The organism is Paenibacillus sp. 01T431 (assembly GCF_056398625.1).
This window is the reverse complement of record NZ_JBFTPT010000022.1, coordinates 60659-80325: the sequence shown is the minus strand read 5'-3', so window position 1 is coordinate 80325 and position 19667 is coordinate 60659. Positions and strand designations below refer to the sequence as shown.

General features: G+C 41.4%; 13 protein-coding genes. All 13 read right to left on the bottom strand.

Annotation, left to right across the window (positions count from 1 at the left end; translation table 11 throughout):
* Position 1: 1 nt before the first annotated feature.
* Complete coding sequence (locus AC1DM9_RS29640) at positions 2 to 970, bottom strand: carbohydrate ABC transporter permease (protein WP_430056046.1); 969 nt, start codon at positions 968 to 970, stop codon at positions 2 to 4.
* Positions 971 to 1057: 87 nt separating this feature from the next.
* Positions 1058 to 2497: an ABC transporter substrate-binding protein gene (locus AC1DM9_RS29635; protein ID WP_477548857.1), complete on the bottom strand. Its 1440-nt coding sequence runs from the start codon at positions 2495 to 2497 to the stop codon at positions 1058 to 1060.
* A gap of 212 nt (positions 2498 to 2709) precedes the next feature.
* Positions 2710 to 5052, bottom strand: coding sequence for an FtsX-like permease family protein (locus AC1DM9_RS29630; protein ID WP_477583695.1), 2343 nt, complete (start codon positions 5050 to 5052; stop codon positions 2710 to 2712).
* Between the two features lies 1 nt (position 5053).
* Positions 5054 to 5803 (bottom strand): ABC transporter ATP-binding protein, encoded by a 750-nt coding sequence (locus AC1DM9_RS29625; protein ID WP_477583693.1) that lies wholly within the window; start codon positions 5801 to 5803, stop codon positions 5054 to 5056.
* Positions 5804 to 5959: 156 nt separating this feature from the next.
* A complete protein-coding gene (locus AC1DM9_RS29620; RefSeq protein ID WP_477583692.1) occupies positions 5960 to 7219 on the bottom strand; it encodes a HAMP domain-containing sensor histidine kinase in 1260 nt (419 codons plus the stop codon).
* Positions 7216 to 7899 (bottom strand): response regulator transcription factor, encoded by a 684-nt coding sequence (locus AC1DM9_RS29615; protein WP_477583690.1) that lies wholly within the window; start codon positions 7897 to 7899, stop codon positions 7216 to 7218. The genes AC1DM9_RS29620 and AC1DM9_RS29615 overlap by 4 nt, the downstream gene beginning before the upstream one ends.
* A 157-nt stretch (positions 7900 to 8056) precedes the next feature.
* The gene (locus AC1DM9_RS29610; RefSeq protein WP_477583688.1) at positions 8057 to 8872 is read right to left on the bottom strand and encodes an MBL fold metallo-hydrolase; all 816 of its coding nucleotides are present in this window, start codon (positions 8870 to 8872) and stop codon (positions 8057 to 8059) included.
* A 13-nt stretch (positions 8873 to 8885) separates the two neighbouring features.
* Complete coding sequence (locus AC1DM9_RS29605) at positions 8886 to 9398, bottom strand: TlpA family protein disulfide reductase (protein WP_477583685.1); 513 nt, start codon at positions 9396 to 9398, stop codon at positions 8886 to 8888.
* A 178-nt stretch (positions 9399 to 9576) separates the two neighbouring features.
* On the bottom strand, positions 9577 to 10110 hold the full coding sequence (locus AC1DM9_RS29600) for a DUF1854 domain-containing protein (RefSeq protein ID WP_477583683.1): 534 nt from the start codon (positions 10108 to 10110) through the stop codon (positions 9577 to 9579).
* Complete coding sequence (locus tag AC1DM9_RS29595) at positions 10107 to 12299, bottom strand: ABC transporter ATP-binding protein (protein WP_477583681.1); 2193 nt, start codon at positions 12297 to 12299, stop codon at positions 10107 to 10109. Before AC1DM9_RS29595 ends, AC1DM9_RS29600 begins: the two co-directional genes overlap by 4 nt.
* A 453-nt stretch (positions 12300 to 12752) precedes the next feature.
* Positions 12753 to 13667, bottom strand: a complete 915-nt coding sequence (locus AC1DM9_RS29590) for a hypothetical protein (protein ID WP_477583679.1) — start codon at positions 13665 to 13667, stop codon at positions 12753 to 12755.
* Entirely contained in the window at positions 13654 to 17019 is a 3366-nt protein-coding gene (locus AC1DM9_RS29585; protein ID WP_477583677.1) for an RNA-directed DNA polymerase, read from the bottom strand. Before AC1DM9_RS29585 ends, AC1DM9_RS29590 begins: the two co-directional genes overlap by 14 nt.
* A 1111-nt stretch (positions 17020 to 18130) precedes the next feature.
* Positions 18131 to 19645, bottom strand: a complete 1515-nt coding sequence (locus AC1DM9_RS29580; RefSeq protein WP_477583675.1) for a CehA/McbA family metallohydrolase — start codon at positions 19643 to 19645, stop codon at positions 18131 to 18133.
* Between the last annotated feature and the right edge of the window lie 22 nt (positions 19646 to 19667).

Genomic DNA, 19667 nt, shown 5'->3' with positions numbered 1-19667 from the left:
CTTACTTTCCCTCCTGATCAACTTCGTAGAATACCCATAGCTTGCTCGAAGAGAAAACTACGACAGTTAGAACCAATATCATAATGAAAAGAACCCAGAGCAGCGCAAGCCCATATCCAAAACGGCCATAAGCGAATATTTGTTGAAATGCATGTACCGAATAAACATAGTTAGGCCGGATTGGTGTCGACAATAGGCTGTTTGAGTTAGCCGCAAGAAGGATAGGCTGCACGAATATTTGCAAAGAGCCGATGATACTCATTATGAATTGAAAGAACAATACCGGTGTAACAAGAGGAATCGTAATTTTCGTAAAGCGTTGGAACGTCTTGGCTCCGTCGATGGCCGCAGCCTCGTACAAGTCTTTTGACACGCCTTTTAATCCTGCCAAATAGATGAGAATACCTCCACCCACACCCCATAGAAGCATAATGATAAGCGGATAGATGGCGTAGTCGTAGCCGAGCCAATCTATAGGCTCCATCCCAATTTCAATCAATAGGTTATTAATTACGCCTTCATCTACAAACAGGGATCTCCACATCGTTCCTACAGCTACCACGGGAATTATAGATGGAATAAAAAACAGCGTGCGATAGAGCCCAATTCGCTTAATATTCTGGTTTAATAGCACAGCGAGCAAGAAGCCTAACACGATGCTGGTTGGAACCATAATTACCGTGAAAAACAAGGTTCGGCCAAGCGAATACATCGCATCGTTATCCGTAAATACTTTGCGGTAATTGTCTAGTCCAACGAAGGTCAACCGATCCATATTAAATCCTGCATAATTGGTAAAGCTCAAATATAGTCCGTATAACAGTGGAATAAGACCTAAGAAAATAAAAACAACGAACCACGGAGAAATAAAAATATAAAATTCAACGGCTTCTTTGAAGCTTTTCTTGCGGAATCGTCCCCGCTTGGTTTGGAAGGCTGCTGCCGTTCCGGGGTTGGCTAATTGACTCATGGAAGCCTCCTTGCTTTACGTCGTATGTGAATCATTAAAAAAAGAGCTGCCGGAGAATGATCTGCTCCGGCAACCCTATAACGCTTCTTACTCTGGGCTGACGAGTTGCTTGCCTTCCGTAATGAGTGTGTTTAGCTCTTCAGTCATTTTTTTCGTAGCGCCATCCACCGTATCTTTGTCGAAATACACTGGAGTGAAATATTTATCAAATATCGAGTTAACCGCTTGATAATTGAGGTATGGATTATACGGCAAGCTGCCGTCCGTATACTGCAGTTCATTCTGGATAAAGTCGTAATTCATTTTGTCGAATTCATTAGATTGCGGAAGCATAGCCGCAAATGTCTTCGTGCCTGGCAAGCCGTATCCTGCTTTTGCGCGATCTTCTGCAGGCTTACCGCCAAAGAACCATTCGAACACTTCCCATGCCTCTTTTGGATGCTTCGTGTTTTTGTAAATAATTGCACCTGTACCTGCGCCGGTCGGCGAAATTCGTTTTCCTCCTTCAACTACCGGTGCAGGAGCTACGCCAAATTCACCTAATCGGTCCTTCGTAAGCTCATTTGTCTTTAGGAACCCAGAGAACCAATATCCCGCGATAATAATAGCTGCCTTGTTGTCCACAAACAATTGCCCGCCCCAATCTGTTTCTTGGTGCAGGGGACTAGGTCCTACTCCCGACTTCGCAGTATCTACCCAGAATTGAAGCAAGTCCTTCATCTGCGGTGTCGATAAATCTGCTGTGCTGAAATCACTGCTGAACATGCTTCCGCCTTGCTGAAGCAGCTGAAGGTTTAAAAGATCCTGGTTTGCAACGGTTCCGCCGTTGAAATAAACGAGCCCATATTGGCTCACTTTCTTACCATTTTTGACCGTCAGCTTTTGTCCTAACTCCACAAGCTCCTCCCATGTCATCGCCTCCGTACTGCTAGGCAATGGCACTCCGGCCGCTTCGAACATTTTTTTATTGTAATAAATCGTATAGTCTGGCGACCAATCTTTAGGGAAGCCATACAGCGATCCGGTGCCATGCAATCCAGTCACAGTATCGTATTTAAATTGATTTACGACAGGAAGAAAATCATCTGTTTTGAATACGCTGCTTTGATTGAAGTTTGTAGTCAAATCAAGCGCCATCCCTTTCAGAACATAACCAGGAAGCTCGGTAACAGAGTTCGTACGAATGATATCTGGCCCGTTACCAGCCGCCATCATTGCCATGAGCTTGTTGTAATCAGCGGATACGATCTCCACCTTGATGTTGGGATGAGACTTCTCGAATTCCGCAACCATCTCGCTTGTAAACTCGCTGTCGTACATCGTGTGCCTAATAACGACTGGTTCCCCATTCGTCGCCGGTTGTACGGAGGATGCTCCGGTATTTGTATTTTCATTTCCGGTTGACGATGTGTTGTTCTTCGACGTAGCGTTTTTGTCATTCGCATTGTTTCCCCCACATGCGCTGACGAGCAGCAAGCCGGATATTAAGAGTACAGATAGACAAGCCGACCACAACGTTCTTTTCATTAGAATCCCCCTAGACGTAATAAATACGAAATAAGTAGTAGTACTATCTACTCTTCAAATTATAGGATTGATCCCCTTAGGCAACAACGTCGTATCTTTTTTGATTCGTTCACTTTTATTTAGGATTTTCCAATCCCTTGTTAAGCGTATCGTTTCCGAGTATACAAAAAAGCGACCCCGAAAGGTCGCTTACTTGCATATTGGCTATATTTTCACTCTGTAATTAATTCATAGGCAGAAATTCCTTTGATCCGCCGCGACACAAGAATGGAAACAACGTAAGACAACATAACAATTCCGAAACAAAGCGCAATAACAAGAGGCAATTTAATAATGAACTGAACGTTGTGAATTCCCGCTCCAGAGAGCAGCAAGGTCAGCATGGAATTGGTATACAGGCTGCCCAGCACACCGCCAATAACAACCCCTATAATGACAATTGGCACAAAGCTTAGCATGATTTGCGTCATTAGCTGGCTCGTCGTATATCCTGTTGCTTTAAATATTCCGAGCTCCCTCTTGCGCTTGAGAATCATCGTTTTAATAACAAGATAAAGAATGAGAACGACCACCAATACAGTAATCGCGAGAACAAGCACCATAACAGCAAACACCGCGGAAATATAGACGCTGCTTTGGCTGTTTATCGTCTCATCTACATCAACAAATTCCTCTACTGAGCTTCCGTATTGTACTTTACTATTTTTGATAAAGCTCGCATTATCGATACCATTTAAATAAACGTTGAGCATCTTGCCTGTATAATCTGGAATGAGGTGCCGAACACCTTCCAAAGTGACAGATGATATTTGCCCCATATTGCTAATAGACTGACTCAGGCCGGTAATTAAAAAAGAATAACTTCCTTCCCCTATATCTACTTTGACCGTATCGCCAATGTTTTTTTCAAGCAGCTGCGATACTGCCCACGAAACGACAATTTCATTATCATATTGCGGATATCGTCCCTCATACACCATTTGGTTTTCCAACCCGCTGTAATCATCGGAAATCGTCATAGCAAACGGTTTATCGTCAACTTTCGCTATTAAATAGTCCAGTAATACCGTTTTTTCAACACCATCCATTTGCTTAATGGATTCAAACAGCGCCTCACTATCTACGTCCTCTTTAGCCTGAACATTGACATTCGAGGTTTCTGCACCAACGAGGTGAATGAAGGCTGTTTTATCTGTTGCTATATTGTAATAAAGAACGATAGCAAAAACAGAGGCAAAGGTTACGGCGGCAACGATAAAGGTAATCATAATGTTCTGCCTGATGTTCATCACGATGGTTTTGCAAGCAAGCACAAAGCTTAATCCACCCTTGGCTTGATCTAGGGGGAAGCGATTTTTCTTAAAGCTATGTGTCACAATGCCTCCCCGCAGCGCCGCTATTGGATGCAGCTTTCTAATACGTATTGAAGCGAGAAGGGTCACAGTCACGACAAGTACAACTACAATTAGAATACTGGCTAAATTAATTACAGCATTAAAGCTTTGATTCCATAGCAGTCCAGACAGCGTAGAAATAATGCCTCCGAATACAGGCATAACGGTGTAAGTGACCGCCACCCCCATAATACTTGCCAATAAGGTAATGATCATAAACTGCATCATAATAGATAAAATAATTTGCTGGCTCGTATAGCCCACTGCTTTCAGAACACCAATATTAACAAGGCCATCCTCAATACTATTGGTGACACGGAACTTAATAACAAGCAATGACACCACAACAATAACCGCCGCAAAAGCAACCATAATCATAGCGACCAGATTGATCGTCATCGTACTTATGCCCTTCATCGTCATGACGTCTAATGAAGAATAAAAGGAGCTTGCCTCATTATGGGAAAAGGGAAATTGCTCTTCGTAATCTTTAAGCAGTTGAATTGATTGCTCGCTGTTTTTTAACTTGGCAGATATGAAGGTGCCTTCCTCTTTGAGGCTGAGCTGGCTGAGCAGCTGCTCATATTCCGTATCCGGCAAAAAATATTTCATCAACGTTATGTTGGTGGTGCCAAGCATCGTTGTCTCAAAAAAACCTGCAACCCGGTACCGATATTCCTTGTCCTGATAGGTAAAGATGAAGCTGTCAGCCAGCTTATACCCGCCGCTTACTTTAAAGCTGTAAGGCAGGTATATATCCGGTTCAGAGCTCAAGGCTATCTGCTCAATTAGTTTTAATGGTGCAATCGTGCGATCAGTATCCGCATTAAGGATAACAGCGGCATGGCTCATGTCACTATCCCCATAACGAAATTTGGCTGAACTCATCAACACCATGTTTTCGAGCGCATACTCACTCACATCAGAATAGTTTTTCAAAAAGTCGCCCTTGGCATTCGTATAGCTTGCACTGTCCATGATGATGTTCAAGTGAGGATCATGTAGTTCCGCCACCTTATCATCAAAAAACGTATTCATTTTGAAAATAACCGTCATTCCCACATTAAGCAGCAGCGCTGCGATAAATATCAAAATAAAAAGGGAAAATGCCGCGCTTTTGCCTTTTCTGATGTTGGCCCAGGCTAGGTTGACGATGTTCATCTCACCACCCCATTTCAGCCAAAAATGCTTTTAGCTGCTCATGCCGTTTATGGCTATTTTCCACATGGAACGGACTAAGCTGCAAATCCCCGAAAATAACGCCATCACGAAGGTAAAGTATTCTATTCCCTCTTAATGCGGTTTTCATATCATGTGTAACCATAACAATGCTTTGTCCGCTCTTATTAACCTCCGTCATGACATCCAGCACACTGTCGCTAGCAGCGGAATTAAGCGCGCCGGTTGGTTCATCTGCAAACACAATTTTGGGATCATTAATCAACGCGCGCACGATGCCAGCACGCTGCGCTTCTCCTCCGGAGAGCTGCTCCGGAAATTTGCCCCATGAGGTTTCATTTAATCCCACTTGGGCAAGCAATTTTTTTGCTTTGGCTACGATAGCCCGCTTGTTTTTGCTAACGAGCAGACCGCTTGCCAGCGCATTATCCAGCACGCTCATATTGTCGAGCAAATAAACCTTTTGGAATACAAAGCCGCAATTGTTCCTTCGGAAAATCGCCAGCTGATCGTTATTTAGCTTCGAAATCTTTTTCTCCTCAAAATAAATTTCGCCTAATGTCGGTTTATCCATTCCAGAAAGCGCGTAGAGCAGGGTCGATTTGCCTGAGCCCGAGCTTCCCATAATAACGGTAAAGTCACCCTCCATTAAACTAATGTCGAGGTTTTTTAGCACATGCTGCTGATTTCCCCCGCTTGAGAACGTTTTGCACAATTTTTCGGTTCTTAACATTAGGCTTGGCATAAATTAAATCTCCTTTATCCTGCAATTGTATGATAGCTTCGCTCTAGCCCCAAGCAAAAAAGACTGTAATGTAGCTTACAGTCCTATCATACAAAACCAATTCTTAGTTAAGCTTTGTTCAATCCTTAGCCAATTCTTAATTCTTTAAGCTAGCTTAATTTTTAACGTCACGCTAAAACCATCTTCACGGTTATGGCAGGTTATATCGCCCTGCATGCTTTGCATCAAGTACTCAGATATGTATAGCCCAAGCCCTGAGCCACTGTGTCCCTCTGCATTATTTCCTCGATAAAATTTATTGAACATGAGCGGCAATTCATCCGGATGAATACCTTTTCCATAATCCATAATGCTTATTTCCAAATAGGTGTGTTTTATTGCGGATAAAATGGTAACTGAGGTACTCGCATACTTGTAAGAGTTGCTCAAAATATTATCAAATACCTGCTGTAAACGCGATACATCCGTTAAGATTAGGCATGCAGGAACAGGCGCAAAGCTGATTTGATCATCATAATTCACGTTAGCGATGATACCGTTTAAAACACTGCTTTCTTCCTCCGTCACCGTTACTTTCAGCTCATTAAGCTCCTCTAAAGTCGCCGTAAACATATCGCTCACCAATAGGTTGATCTGCTCTGCCTTTGAATAAATCGTCGTTAATTGCTTCGTTACTTTCTCATCGTCTGCTCGAAGCAGCATCAATTCGCTCACCGCTTTAATCGAGGCGACTGGTGTCTTAATGTCATGACTTAAGCTGGCTACAAGCTCCTTCTTGCTGCGGTTTGCCTCATATTCACTTTGCCTTGCTAGAGCCAGTTCCTCGCGCATAATGTCGAAGCTCTCTGTAAAAGCGCCAAACGGGTTGTTTTGACCCATTTTCAAAGGAATATCCAGATTCCCTCTCGCCACGTTAACTGCAAAGCTTTGCAGCTTATGAAATGGTTTGAAAACCTTATAATTTAAAAATAAAACATAGATGACACTCAGCAGCGCAAACATGGTAAAAGTCATAAAGAGCACGATAATAAGCTGCCGTTTCATTTGCTGAATTACTTTTTTATCATCGTTTAGCACAATAAGCTTGCCAACTAAAGTACCCTCTACCACGACATCTGTTATCGTATCTGTATTTTTAATTGCATCATTAATGGTAGGAGATTGCCCCTCGAATGTTTGAAAGCGTACTTGGCCATGAGTATCGATAACGCTGAATGACTGCTTTATCGTGCTGAAATTCGCTTGATCGATTTGCCCCCAGTGGCTCTCAAGCTTTTTTAACACCTCATTTAAAGCTACCATATCCACTTCGGTATCCGTCTTGCTATTCATAACGAGCCAAGAAGCTGCACTGCCTGTTGCAAATACAAAGAGGATAGTGATGAACAGCCACTTTATTCTCATAACTTGTGATCTTCCAGGACGTATCCCGTCCCCCATACCGTTTTAATATATTGCGGCTGGTTGGGATTCGGTTCGACTTTCTCGCGCAAGTGGCGAATATGTACATTAAGAGTTCCATCTCCGGCAAAGGAGTCACCCCACACCTTGTCAAACAGCTCTTCTTTTGAAATGACTCTGTTTTTATTTTTCACCAAGTAACAGAGCAATTTATATTCCATCGTTTTGAGCTTCATATCTACACCGTTCACACGAACGCGGCAAAGCTTGCAATCAATTTTCACTTCACCAAACTCTAGCATTTCGGTTGGGCTTTGATTCCCGTATCTTTTGAGGACAGCCTTCACTTTCGCAAGCAGCACACTCAGCGTATAAGGCTTCTGGATATAATCGTCGCCGCCTATGTTAAGGGCTATAAGAATATCGTCATCACTGGACCGAGCGCTAATAAACAGAATCGGAATTTGTGTCGTTTGTCTGAGCTTCTTGCATAAATCAAACCCGGAAGTATGACCAAGATTAATGTCGAGCAGGATAACCGACGCTTCATTTTCCCGTAAAAAGAGCTCACATTCCTCTGCACTTGACACGTATGCTGATTTGACCTCAAACATATTAAAATATTCACTCGTCGTTTCTGCAAGAACCGTCTCGTCATCCACAATTAAGCAATCATAGTTCATATGCGTTCTCCATTAGTTGATAGAATAGTAAACATCAGTCACTTCCATAATATACTATGAAAAAGGAAGTTTAAACGTAAATAAACCAAAAACACCCTATCGCGCAGCACGCAAGCGGCTCCTCGTTAGGGTGTTTTAATGTTCGTTGGTTATAATATTACTGATATTCACGTTGTATAATCGATACATTTTCCTTGTGGCAATATTCCGTAAAGGTGGATAAGAAGGCATGCTCACGGTAGAGCGCAGCAAGAGCAGTCTCGTTATTTGCCATAACTGCCTCACAAAGGCGGTTTAGATAATCCGATGCCATAGCCAAACGTCTCTTCATCTCTGACGAGTCGGCTGTCGCTTTTCCGTGACCCGGTATAAGCAAGCGAACGGAATGCGTTGTAAAAATACGGGCAGCCTTCTCAAGGGTATGATTATACGCCTTCGCACTTTGATAAATAAAAGGCAGCTCGAAATCGGATAAATAGTCTCCTGCAATCATGATTCCTAACGGCTCCACGATCGTTATTAATCCATCCTCCGTATGACCCGGCGCAAGATAGAAAGTCATTGTCGTTTCTCCTACGTGCAGCTGCTGTCCATCCTCTTTAATTATGATATCAAGGTTCGGGAATGCGATAGGATAATTTCTTACAATATAGTTTTTGCGATCAAAATCTCGAATCATTTCAAGCTTCTCTTCTTTTTGCGGATGATGCTGCAGCCCGGTACTGCCGATGGTTGTGGCATCAGGGAAAGCTTGATAACCAATAATATGGTCAAAATCTCCGTGAGTAAATAATAGATACAAAGCTCGATCACCTTTAATCTCATTTACATACTCTTTTATCGCCTCAACTTCTCCCGCCAGCCAGTTCGGATCTACGATGAGTACCATTTCCTCTGTCTGAATGACCGTCGCTGTCGTTTGATATAACTCACTTTGGAACACGGTTACCTGTTCATTTTTGTATTGAATCAAAAGTATCTCTCCTTTAGGTCTCGCCGAGAAGCTTCTTAAACGAAGCTTCTATTTCATCTTGGTCAAGCGATCCGATAATGTAATCAATGATCTCCCCGTCCGTATTCACAAAGCACAGAGCTGGGAAGCCATCTCCGCCGTAGTACTTGTATACATCCCCCGTTTTATCCAGGAGGACTGGGTATGTAATTTCATGCTGCTCCACATAGTTTTTTACCTCTGATAATTCATCACGATTCGTAACATTTATACCGTATACATTAATTTTATCCTTATACTTTTCATGCAAAGCGACCATTTTTGGGGCATCCTCATTACAGTAAGGGCACCATGAAGTAAAGATGGATAAAACCGTTGGTTTCTCCGCAAAATCAACCGCCACTTCTTTCCCTGTACTGAGCTCCGACAAGGCGATACTTGATAATTCGGTTTTGAGTTTGTTGAGATAGCTATACCCAAGATAGACCATCAAGCTGAACGCCGCAATAATAATTGTGCCTGTCGTTATTTTAACTATTTTGTTCATTTACACATGATCCTTCCATTGATCATTGGGATGCTGGTTGAAAGTGGATATTCATTCTATCTTACGATGATTTTCACATGCAATCTACTTTTTTTCTACACGAGCAACATAAGACAATACAAAAGTGCCGCCCTCTCTTTTTATTTTGAAAAAGAGGGACAGCACGATATTCGTTGCCTTATAAGACATCCTTCAACTGACCGCGACTGTGGCCGTCTAACTTCTTCCAATCACGAACTTCACATCTTTTGCCGTTGATGTCGGTCAGAATAATTCGATTATCACTCGTGTATTGCATATGCTCATGCAAATTCCGCATGACGATACGAGTCGGTCCCAAATTCGTTTGCAGCTCCCAAATCCACATGTCGGCTTTTTGCTTAATGGAATCAATATGAGTTACAAGCGGAAGGAAATACCGAAGCTTCAGCTCCTTATCCATTTCGGATCGGCTTTCTTTATCCAGCTGCTCAATATTCTGAATAACGCCGATCTCTTCACCCTTGGCATCGCGGACGGAAATATACTGGGTCGTGTATTGGAAAGGAAATATACGAAAGAGTATGATTTCTTCATATGCCTTTCCTTCTACAACGCCTTGAAAAACGCCGCCTTGGCTGCGGGAAAATGAGACCGCGTTGGGTTCCAATAGATTAATCTCAAAAGGGTCCTTCGTGTTTATTTCAACACCAATATCATTGGAATCAATCATGCATTTTCAACCCCCTTGATCTTGGACATTTCCTTTTGCGCCTCAACCAGCTTGTAGTATGCACCCTCGGAAGCCAGCAGCTCCTCATGCGTTCCTACTTCAACAATTTTGCCGTGATCCAGCACAACAAGCCGATCTGCATTGCGCAAAGTCGACAATCGATGGGCAATCGCAAACGTTGTTCTTCCTTTGACCAGACGCGATATCGCTTCTTGAATTTGACGCTCCGTCACCGTATCTACAGAGGCCGTTGCTTCGTCCAGAATGAGAATTCGCGGATCATGAATAATGGCGCGAGCAATAGATACCCGCTGCTTTTCTCCACCAGACAGCTTGTGGCCGCGTTCACCAACTCTCGTGTCGTAGCCATCCGGCAGCTGAACGATGAAATCATGTGCATTAGCGATTTTGGCTGCGCGCATAATTTCCAGCTCTGTAGCGTCCGGTTTAGAGTAAGCAATATTTTCTGCTATCGTCCCGTCAAACAGAAACGTCTCCTGCAGCACGACGCCAATCTGCTTGCGCAGGTCGTTCTGGCTAATATTGCGGATGTTCGTGCCGTCGATCGTAATCGTACCCTCATCCGAATCATAAAATCGGCAAATCATGTTAATAAACGTCGATTTTCCCGCACCGGAATGTCCGACTAATCCGATCATCTCGCCTGCGGCTACCTTTAAGTCTACGCTTTTGAGCACAGGGTGATGCTTTTCGTATCCATAAGTCACCTTTTTGAATTCAACCTCGCCTTTTACGCGGCCAATCTGTGCTGGGTTTACAGTATCGGGCACATCAGACGGGGTATCCATAATTTCAAAAACGCGATCGGCTGCCGAAATCGCATGCGTTGCCCAGTTGATCATTTGGCTTACCCACTGCAATGGTCCAAGAAGCATGCCCAAATAGGTAACTAGAGCGATCAAGGTACCGATAGATAGATTGCCTTGAAGCACGGTTTTGCCGCCAAAATACCAAATCAATAAGGTACCCGCTCCAGCGACTAAAGCGAAGACGGGGAACATGCCCTGCCACAGACCTTCAATTCGAATATTATGACGAACGAGCTCCTTATTCGCTGCCGTATAACGTGACATTTCAGTCTTTTCCTGACCAAACGCCTTAACCACACGAATACCTTGCAAAGAATCGCCAACTAAAGCATTTAATCTGAAAATAGACCTCCACTGCTGATACCACCGCCGACCGATCATCGGCCATAATACACTGGACAAAATAATCATAAGCGGCATAGGCAGCATGGCGAGCAGCGTTAATTTCCAATCAAAGCTAAACATAATGATGAAAATCGCAATGACACGCAGCGACTCACCCGAAACCCATATGACACCATCGGTCATGAATTGCCGCATCGCCTCTGAATCATTGTTTACCCGTCCAATGAACTGCGAGGATTGCCTTCGGTCAAAGAAGGATAACGACAATCTCATCAAGGCATTATAGACATCGTGCCGAAGATCGCCCATTAATTTAGAGCCGATCCACACGCCAATAATACCGCGCACGGTCTGCATGAGGGTGACTACCAGCGATGTCGCTGCAAGGCCGATAACAATCCACAAAAGCGTGGAGCCCATATCCTTCGGAGTCAGCACATCATCCACAATCATTTTGGTCAAAAATGGCGGGATAAGCTCAACCAATGTTGTGAAAATCAACATAATCGCTGCTGCAACCATTTGCAGCTTGTAAGGTTTCGCATAGCTCAGCATTCGAAACAGAACCTTGCCGTTGTTTTTACAAACGGGACAAGCTTGAGAATCGTCCGGCAGCGGATTGCGGCATTTTGGACAGTTTCTCGGGAATTCTTTCTCAGAAACCGTTGGTCGCTCTTCGCCTTTTGCCACTGCACCCATTAATTTAGATGCGTATCCAAATATAGAAGTAAGCGATGCTGTGTAGCGTATAAGGATAATCGGACCGTTCTTGGTATCCGCTAGCAATGAGCCGCCGCCTACTCCGCCAACAGCCCGGGCATCTGTAATATCCGAAAATGCGAGTTTAGTCACCAACATCCCATCCGAACTCCACACCGATACTTCCTTTTCAGTCAGTACCAGCCATTCTTCCCCAAACTGACCATCATTCATTAAATCTGATACGGCATGAAACAGCGTTTTCTCTCTAAGTTGTGCTTCTATCGCTTTAGGAAGCTTATTCATAAAGGTCATATTCTTCCCCCTTTCGTTACCAACCTATTTACTCACATATTTTCATATGGGTAAAGATGGAAAATAACTATAACTGTTTATTACTGCCGGTTCCCTAAAACGGTAACTCTGACAAGCCTCCCCAGATTAGATAGAATGAAAATGCAGATCAAAACTAAAAAGTCGTGAAAAAACTAAAACAGCAAAAATCCACAATCGCATACGATTGTGGATTAATATGTTGAAGGTGAATTTCTGTTATTCAAACTACATTCTCAGCGTCACATTTTATGTAGTCAATAGGAGGTTGAAAGAGTAATAGATTCCCTGTTTGAAAGCTATATAGCTACATTTTCAGTGAGAAAATTTTTTATTAATGAGAACTAGTTTTACATATTATTAAATGACACTTTATCTACTCACATTTGATTATAGATCTTACTACAAGAAATTATTATCCATAATTCTTATTTATTATATAAACCTCGTCCTCCCGAAGTCCGGAGGGCGTTTTATGAACTCTTGCTTTGAAACTATAATCTTATTCTCACTTAATCCAAGCTGCGCCATTATAAGCTTCCTAATTGGCATCTGAACGGTAATTGCTACACCAATTCGATTCCCAGATACTCTCATCACTTCCCGCTTATAATGATCCCGAAATGGTGAGTAACATAATGAACTTCCGTAGTATCCCGTATTACATATGATTACGTTACACATTAACAGGCGTTGCAGGCTATCCGCTATTGATGCATACCCGTTTACATCTGTATTGTATGCAACAACATATAGAGTTTGGATTTTTGACTGAAGCAAAGCGTGGATCGGTAAGTTTAGAAAGTCTGCGCAAATAAGTACAGCCCAATTCCCGTAAATTTCACTTTCGAATAAATACACTCTATTCCCATTACGAAAAGAATAGTTTTCTGCCGTTAGTGTCGACTCTTCCAATTCTGCAGGCATTATTTTGGGAACCAACATAATCGTTGCTTCCCTTTGGCGGTTATCAATTTGCTCCGAACCATATCCCATTACAGGAGGAAATGCAATAAATGCTTCATTAGAAACAGGAACATCCTTTCTGCCTCCCTCAACACTCAACGGTCCGTATTCCAATCCACCAATTATAATGAACCGGTTTTCTGAGCATACCGCCTTGACGTAACGATCTAAATACTCTCTCGGCAAGAATAACTCGGGAAATAAGACGAAATCAGCTTGATCATTTTGCGCCGTTTTAATGGTCTTAAAAAAGAAATCCAAGTGCTTCTCAGGATTGTTGCAACGGAATCTATTTTTCCTGTTATACCAGCTTTCAAATTCATCTGGATGATCAAATTGACCAATAGTAACCTTAATTGACGTTCTATAATTATCTATTTCCATTTGACCCATCCTTTGAAATTATATCCATATTTACATGTATTACTTCGAGCAACCCTTGACTCCACTTTACAACATTTTCATTGCTCAATCGAAGCTGTTCCTTAATCCTTTTTTCATAAACCTCTAAAGAAATGACATCATCTGTTGACATCGCCTTATAAGGTAGCTTTACATTTCCTAAATCTTCATATTGTAATTTATAGATTTGAGTAAGAATATTCAATGTACTAACTAACAATGAAGATATTGTGGAAGAAGGTCCATTGGTTTCATTGATTATTTGCTGCAGACTATGCCACTTGAAGATGCTAGATAAATTGTAATATTCTTTACTTTTACTGCTCAATGAAATACTCATAAATAAGATTGAGAACACAAGACAGTAAATATAATCATTACTATCAGAAGGGTTCGGCCACTGTTTCTTAACATAATGCATGATCTTCTTCATTTTTTGTGAATACGGATCTAACTGATCATCTCGGATGCTAATCTTAGGAAATTGGCCTTCTTCTCGTTTAACTTCAAGTTTAGCGGTTTGCCGTAGTTGCTCTCTCCAAGTAGACCAACTCCCAATCGAAATATTAATTTTTCTAATGGTAAATAAATCCGGAGCACATTTATTAGCCTCCTTAATTATCACTACCATAAGATGAATAATTTCCAGCTCTGATAATGAATTAACTATCCCTCTATAATCCTCTTTCCCTTTTCCAGAAGCTACAACTGTTAACCAATCCAGTAAAGGAATCGGAACTGAATCTAATGATGTTGAAGGTTGATTATCATTATACAATATATCAGTCTGCCATTTTTCTGGAAGAAGCTTCAATCCATTTGTCTCCATAAATAGCGCCTGCTTAATGCGACCAATATTTGTCATTCGACCTCTAACGTAACAATAACATTTATTATTAATATTATTGTTTTCTAAAGATTTAAGCGCGTCTGTAAAAGCAATGACATGTTTTAATTTCGACTTCACGGGGCTGTATCCGACCCATTCAGAAACCAGCGAGTCGAGTACCTCGTACATATCTAAAGACTCGTTCAGAGCTTCAGATAAAAGATTATCCGGCATCATCATCCAGTATATATATAGATGACTAGGTATTGATTCAATGTGATGTTTAGCCAAATATATCGAGAATTTCAAAGTGGAATTAGAGTGGCCCGCATTGTTTCGTTCGCGCTCCGTATGTTTTTTAAATAAATCCCACACCCAATGAATAAAGTCCTTCTCTTCATCCCGTATCAAATTTTTATCTTGATCATCTTTCACTCTACGTTTCTTCATGTTAGTGAGTAAAACCTTTAATCTAGCTGGATTAAAATCTTTATTGATATCGAAGTCTTCATAGAAATAACTTTCTTCTTTCTGATTCATCTTAAATAGCGCGAAAGCATTCTTTAGAATTTCATTAGTCTCACTCTGAAGTTGCTCTCCAAGCATAGCACCTGGGTCACGTTGTAAATCAATTTTAGAAAATAAAAAGTATAGCGCTGCCTTTTCATGCCATTCTGGATGATGCTTGTACCAGTTCATAACACTTCGAAATATCACTCCCTGCGCAGACTTGCGTAATGAATAAGGGAGCAAATTCCAGTTTTCCGAGATAGCTACTAATACCCTTGATCTCAGGTATGATCCATAACCATTACCAGCTACATTTCCAATTTCCTTGTAACTAGCCTTGGTCCTGAATTTATTGAGAAAAGTAGCTAGATGTTTGCTTATAGCTTCAGATGAAGATATATCAAAGAGATGCATGATATAGTAATCAATCAATGATGGTTTGTAGGGATAAGTATCTATCGCTTTCAGTATTTTGTCTTTAGCATTGAACACTTCTATATTTTTCCCTCTAGCACCATATTCAGCAATACTAGTACGAATTCTCCATGCAGAGAAAGACACCTTCGTTTCGTCCTTAATCTCAGTTTCATCAAATCGAGTGTCAATTAGTCTAAGTAACTCTCTAATATAATCCTCTAATTCCTCATGATTCATAGCCCATAGATTATTATCACCTATTTGCGAAAGCATTTCGATGACAGATGTAGAGCCAGGGATACGATCCTCTTTTAACATGGGTTTTAGCTTCTCATCCTCATCTAACTCATGGTTCATTTTCTTTAAAAATTCACTAAAATCCTCTAACTCCCCATCTGGAGTTGATAGTGATGAAAGCTTCTTCATAATCTTGTCCAATTCATCCCGTTTTGGTGTATTTCGTTTAGGCTTTACCTTTTCCTCCGCAAGCCCTAATCCTATCTCCTCCAATAATTCACGAATCTTGTCAATAAACTTCAAGATTTCTTCTCCATGGGAAGAAACAATCATCATATCATCAGTATAACGAGTAAAGTAAATTTGAATATTTCCCTCAGAACGAATCTGAATGTATTCTTGTATTTTGCTATCAAAATAATGGGTTAACGCACAGTTAGCAAGAAAACCCGAAGATATTAATCCAATCGGTAATGTCTGATTTAGATATTTGTTTATGGATGATATTGAAGTATCGTTAACTTTGAGACCTTCAACCAACAAGTTAAAACTATTGCTATTGAAACTTTGAAGTTCAACTAAAATAGAAGTATAGTCTATTTCAAATTCAAACATTTGCTCCAATATAGCTTCCCACTTCGAGAAGCAATCACTTAAACCCCCTGCGGACAAACATTTAAATCGACTATATATCGCTTCTTTAATGAACTTTTTTTTCAAATTAGGGTAGAACTCTTTGATATCTGCTTCACCAATAAAATATTCATCATGTTTAATTAAAATGGATTCTATTTGTGCTTTACGCGTTTCACGTAAGTTCCTAAGCCCCCATTGAAAGCTTTCATATAACGATTTGTTATTGTAATCCACATAGAGACGATCATAGTTTTCATCAAACTCATTCTTTTGAAAAACTCGTTTAATACGGTTATTAAAACTCCAAGGTAACATCCAATTATATTGACCCCTTTGTTCTAAGTTCTCAACAGGTATAAGTTCACCTATCATTTCATTAGTATCAAACCACTCGCTAAGAACCAGCGTGACCACTGTCCAAGCGACTTGATCAGTTACTGAAAACTGAACTATAGGCCTAAACCGCGGTATTCCATCCTTGGGAGACTTTGGCAATAAATATGTGTATGTCCGAGAAGGAACATATGTCAAATCTTTAAAATTCATTCTTATTTCTTGCAGTTTTTGATCTAAGTTTAGTTCAAATTCCATCAATTCAACCGGATCATAAAACCCATGCTCTGCGTGATAGAAGCTCTGCACCTTTTTCCATGCAAAGTAGAAGAAGTGCTGAGGTATTTTTTGCGGGTCATAAATCCCCTTCATACTTTTACCCTCCTTGAGGTTTGTAATGATATTCCCTACGGAATCTAATGCAATCCGTGATCTCCTCTAAATTCATTTCAGTTTTCTTATATACCTTGGGGTTCGGTATAATGGTTAATTTTTTAGAAAATTTCTTATTCGAACTAGCATAAAGGAAGTAATCTGTATTCTCTATATCGCTAGTGGTTTAGTTATATTTGTTTTGTTACCATAATCCCTCTTGAATATATCGTTTAAGGTCTCACTTAGATCTATACCTTGAAATATTTCTTATTTAGTTAAGGTAATTCCTTAGCATTAGTACCAAGCTTAAGTTCACTATTATCGGCTACGATCAATGCCCCTTCTCTCATCGTGCAGGTATCATTACGTTTATTTTAATTAGCACATTATTTAGAGTATGTGCTCTCTAATTTAATCGTTTCGACTTACTACCATCGCAATGATGAAACCAAACCGAAAATAAAGTAATGAAATACAGATTGAAGAAGTAAAAACAATTGACGCAAATACGTAGCCCATACAATGGTAGACTAGAACCACCAGTGCTTAATAAACAAAGTTGGCGAAAACTAGTTCTGCCATAGGAAGACTTTATTATAATTTTATCTTGGTCAATTTCTACAAATCCTAGTTTTTTCGCTTCCTAACTTTAATTTTCAACAAGAACATACAAAATCCTCCAATCAGTTCATCTCATTTCAAAATAGGCTTGGTAAATCTTGATTTTAAATACTGAAATTTGCTAACTTCATGTCTTTGAAAAGCGAAATGAAGACATAAATACATTCATAATCAGCCAACGCCATTATATCCATACAATGCGGATATTTTACCTTGCTCAATTTATATGGTCAACGGCGAGGAAATGTCCGAATTGCTTTGATAAATTTAAGCACTTAATTGCTTTTTAGGTTTTTCATCATCTTTCGTTACTTAATTCCCTTATTGTAACTAATGGCTTAACCTCATTTGGTGCAGGTTATCACAAACTAACTACAACAAATGTTAGAAAGTAGAAAATGAAACGCAAAAAGAAGGACCATTGGCCCTTCTTCGATATACTGCAGAAATTCAGCCCTATAATAGACACATAATGACTAAAACTGCCCTAACCCTCTTGTGTCAGATTAGCGCTTGCCAAGAGCTCATTGTAAGTTGTAATCTGCGGCGTCTTAGAACCGTAATAGAACGGGTTCGTAAAGGCGAGCAGCATTCCCGCTTCATCGCGAATATCAAAGCGATACCAGTTATACGCGCCTTCTTCCCAAGGTATAATCCATTCCAGCGCCGCTGGCGCTTCTCCCGCAGCCGCCGCAGAAACTTCCTTCACTGATTTAGCAATACCGTTGTGAATTAAGGTTACTCGAGCGTTCACATCACTCGCTACACTTAATGTGCAGTTCACTTCATGGGATGCAGCAATGCTTTTCCCCAAACTAAACGCATCAGACAAATCACAGCCGAATCGGTAATCGTGGCCGCTGACTTGAATCGACGCTTCAAGCACGGGTCCGCGCGACACATAAACATGCCCATTTTTCACGCCTTCTAATATGTTGTCTGCACTCAAATCATCACACCATACATAGGTGGATGGGTCGCCAATTAAAGAAGGAATAGGGCTATCTTCATATTTATCTGTAGGCAGCATATGTGAGTCAGAACCGCCAATTCCCGTAATACGATAACCTTCATTCCAGCTTGCCGTCCAAAGCTGCAATGCCTTCTCGGTAGCGACAGTGTTTGGAGAAAAGGTCGGATCATTCCATATTTCCATGGAGTGTAATCCCTTTAGCTGCGTCTCCCCATATAGCCATGCCCAAGGTGCCAGCATCGGATGATTGATGGAGCAGACCGCTCCGAGCTCCGCCGCTTCCTTCATTAATCGGTCCATTCCCTGCTGCGTCGTCAAGCCACCGTCTTGTGCAGTCGCTCTCCAATCGATCCATTTCCTTAGACCAAGTGCATTCCAGTGCCCGTCACCAGCTGTGACTTCTACGCCGGGAATAACAAGTGCCTCTCCTTTCGCCCATGATGTAGACAGTACATTGTGATCCGTCGCTACAAAGAAATCCAGACCCTGCCTCACCGCTTGCTCACGATTCATAAGCTGTGTCATTTTACCATCGGACAATATTGTATGTGTGTGGAAATCACCTTTGTAATAGCGGCTCCCCGTCTTCCACACCTTCGCCCAGTCGTAGTTGTCCATCGTGACGCCAGCATCCAAATTGCCAGTGCTCCAATATTCACGCCCGCCCTGCAGCTGAGTCGATTCATATTCCGCCGGCAGAGCGCCATGTCCAAACTCCCATTCTGCTTCGAACATTCTGCTCTCTTCATTTGAAACCTCAAGCGTCCACATGCCTTGAACGATGGGACCCGGCATCGCTATGGGACTCGTAAATTCTACCTGCTTATGAACGACGATCAGCCGCTCGTTTCCACCATCTAGGAAGCAGAAACGGATATTGTTCTCTGCATCGAATAAATGCAATCTTCCCCACGAGTTTTCCTTCTCATACGTAAAGCGAATCGCAAGCCAGTCGTACTCTTCTTCAACCGCAATCGGAAAATAGCTGTTATTCTGCTCCAGCTTAACGGCAATTTGTCCTTTATTCATGGTTATTCACCTTCCATATCCT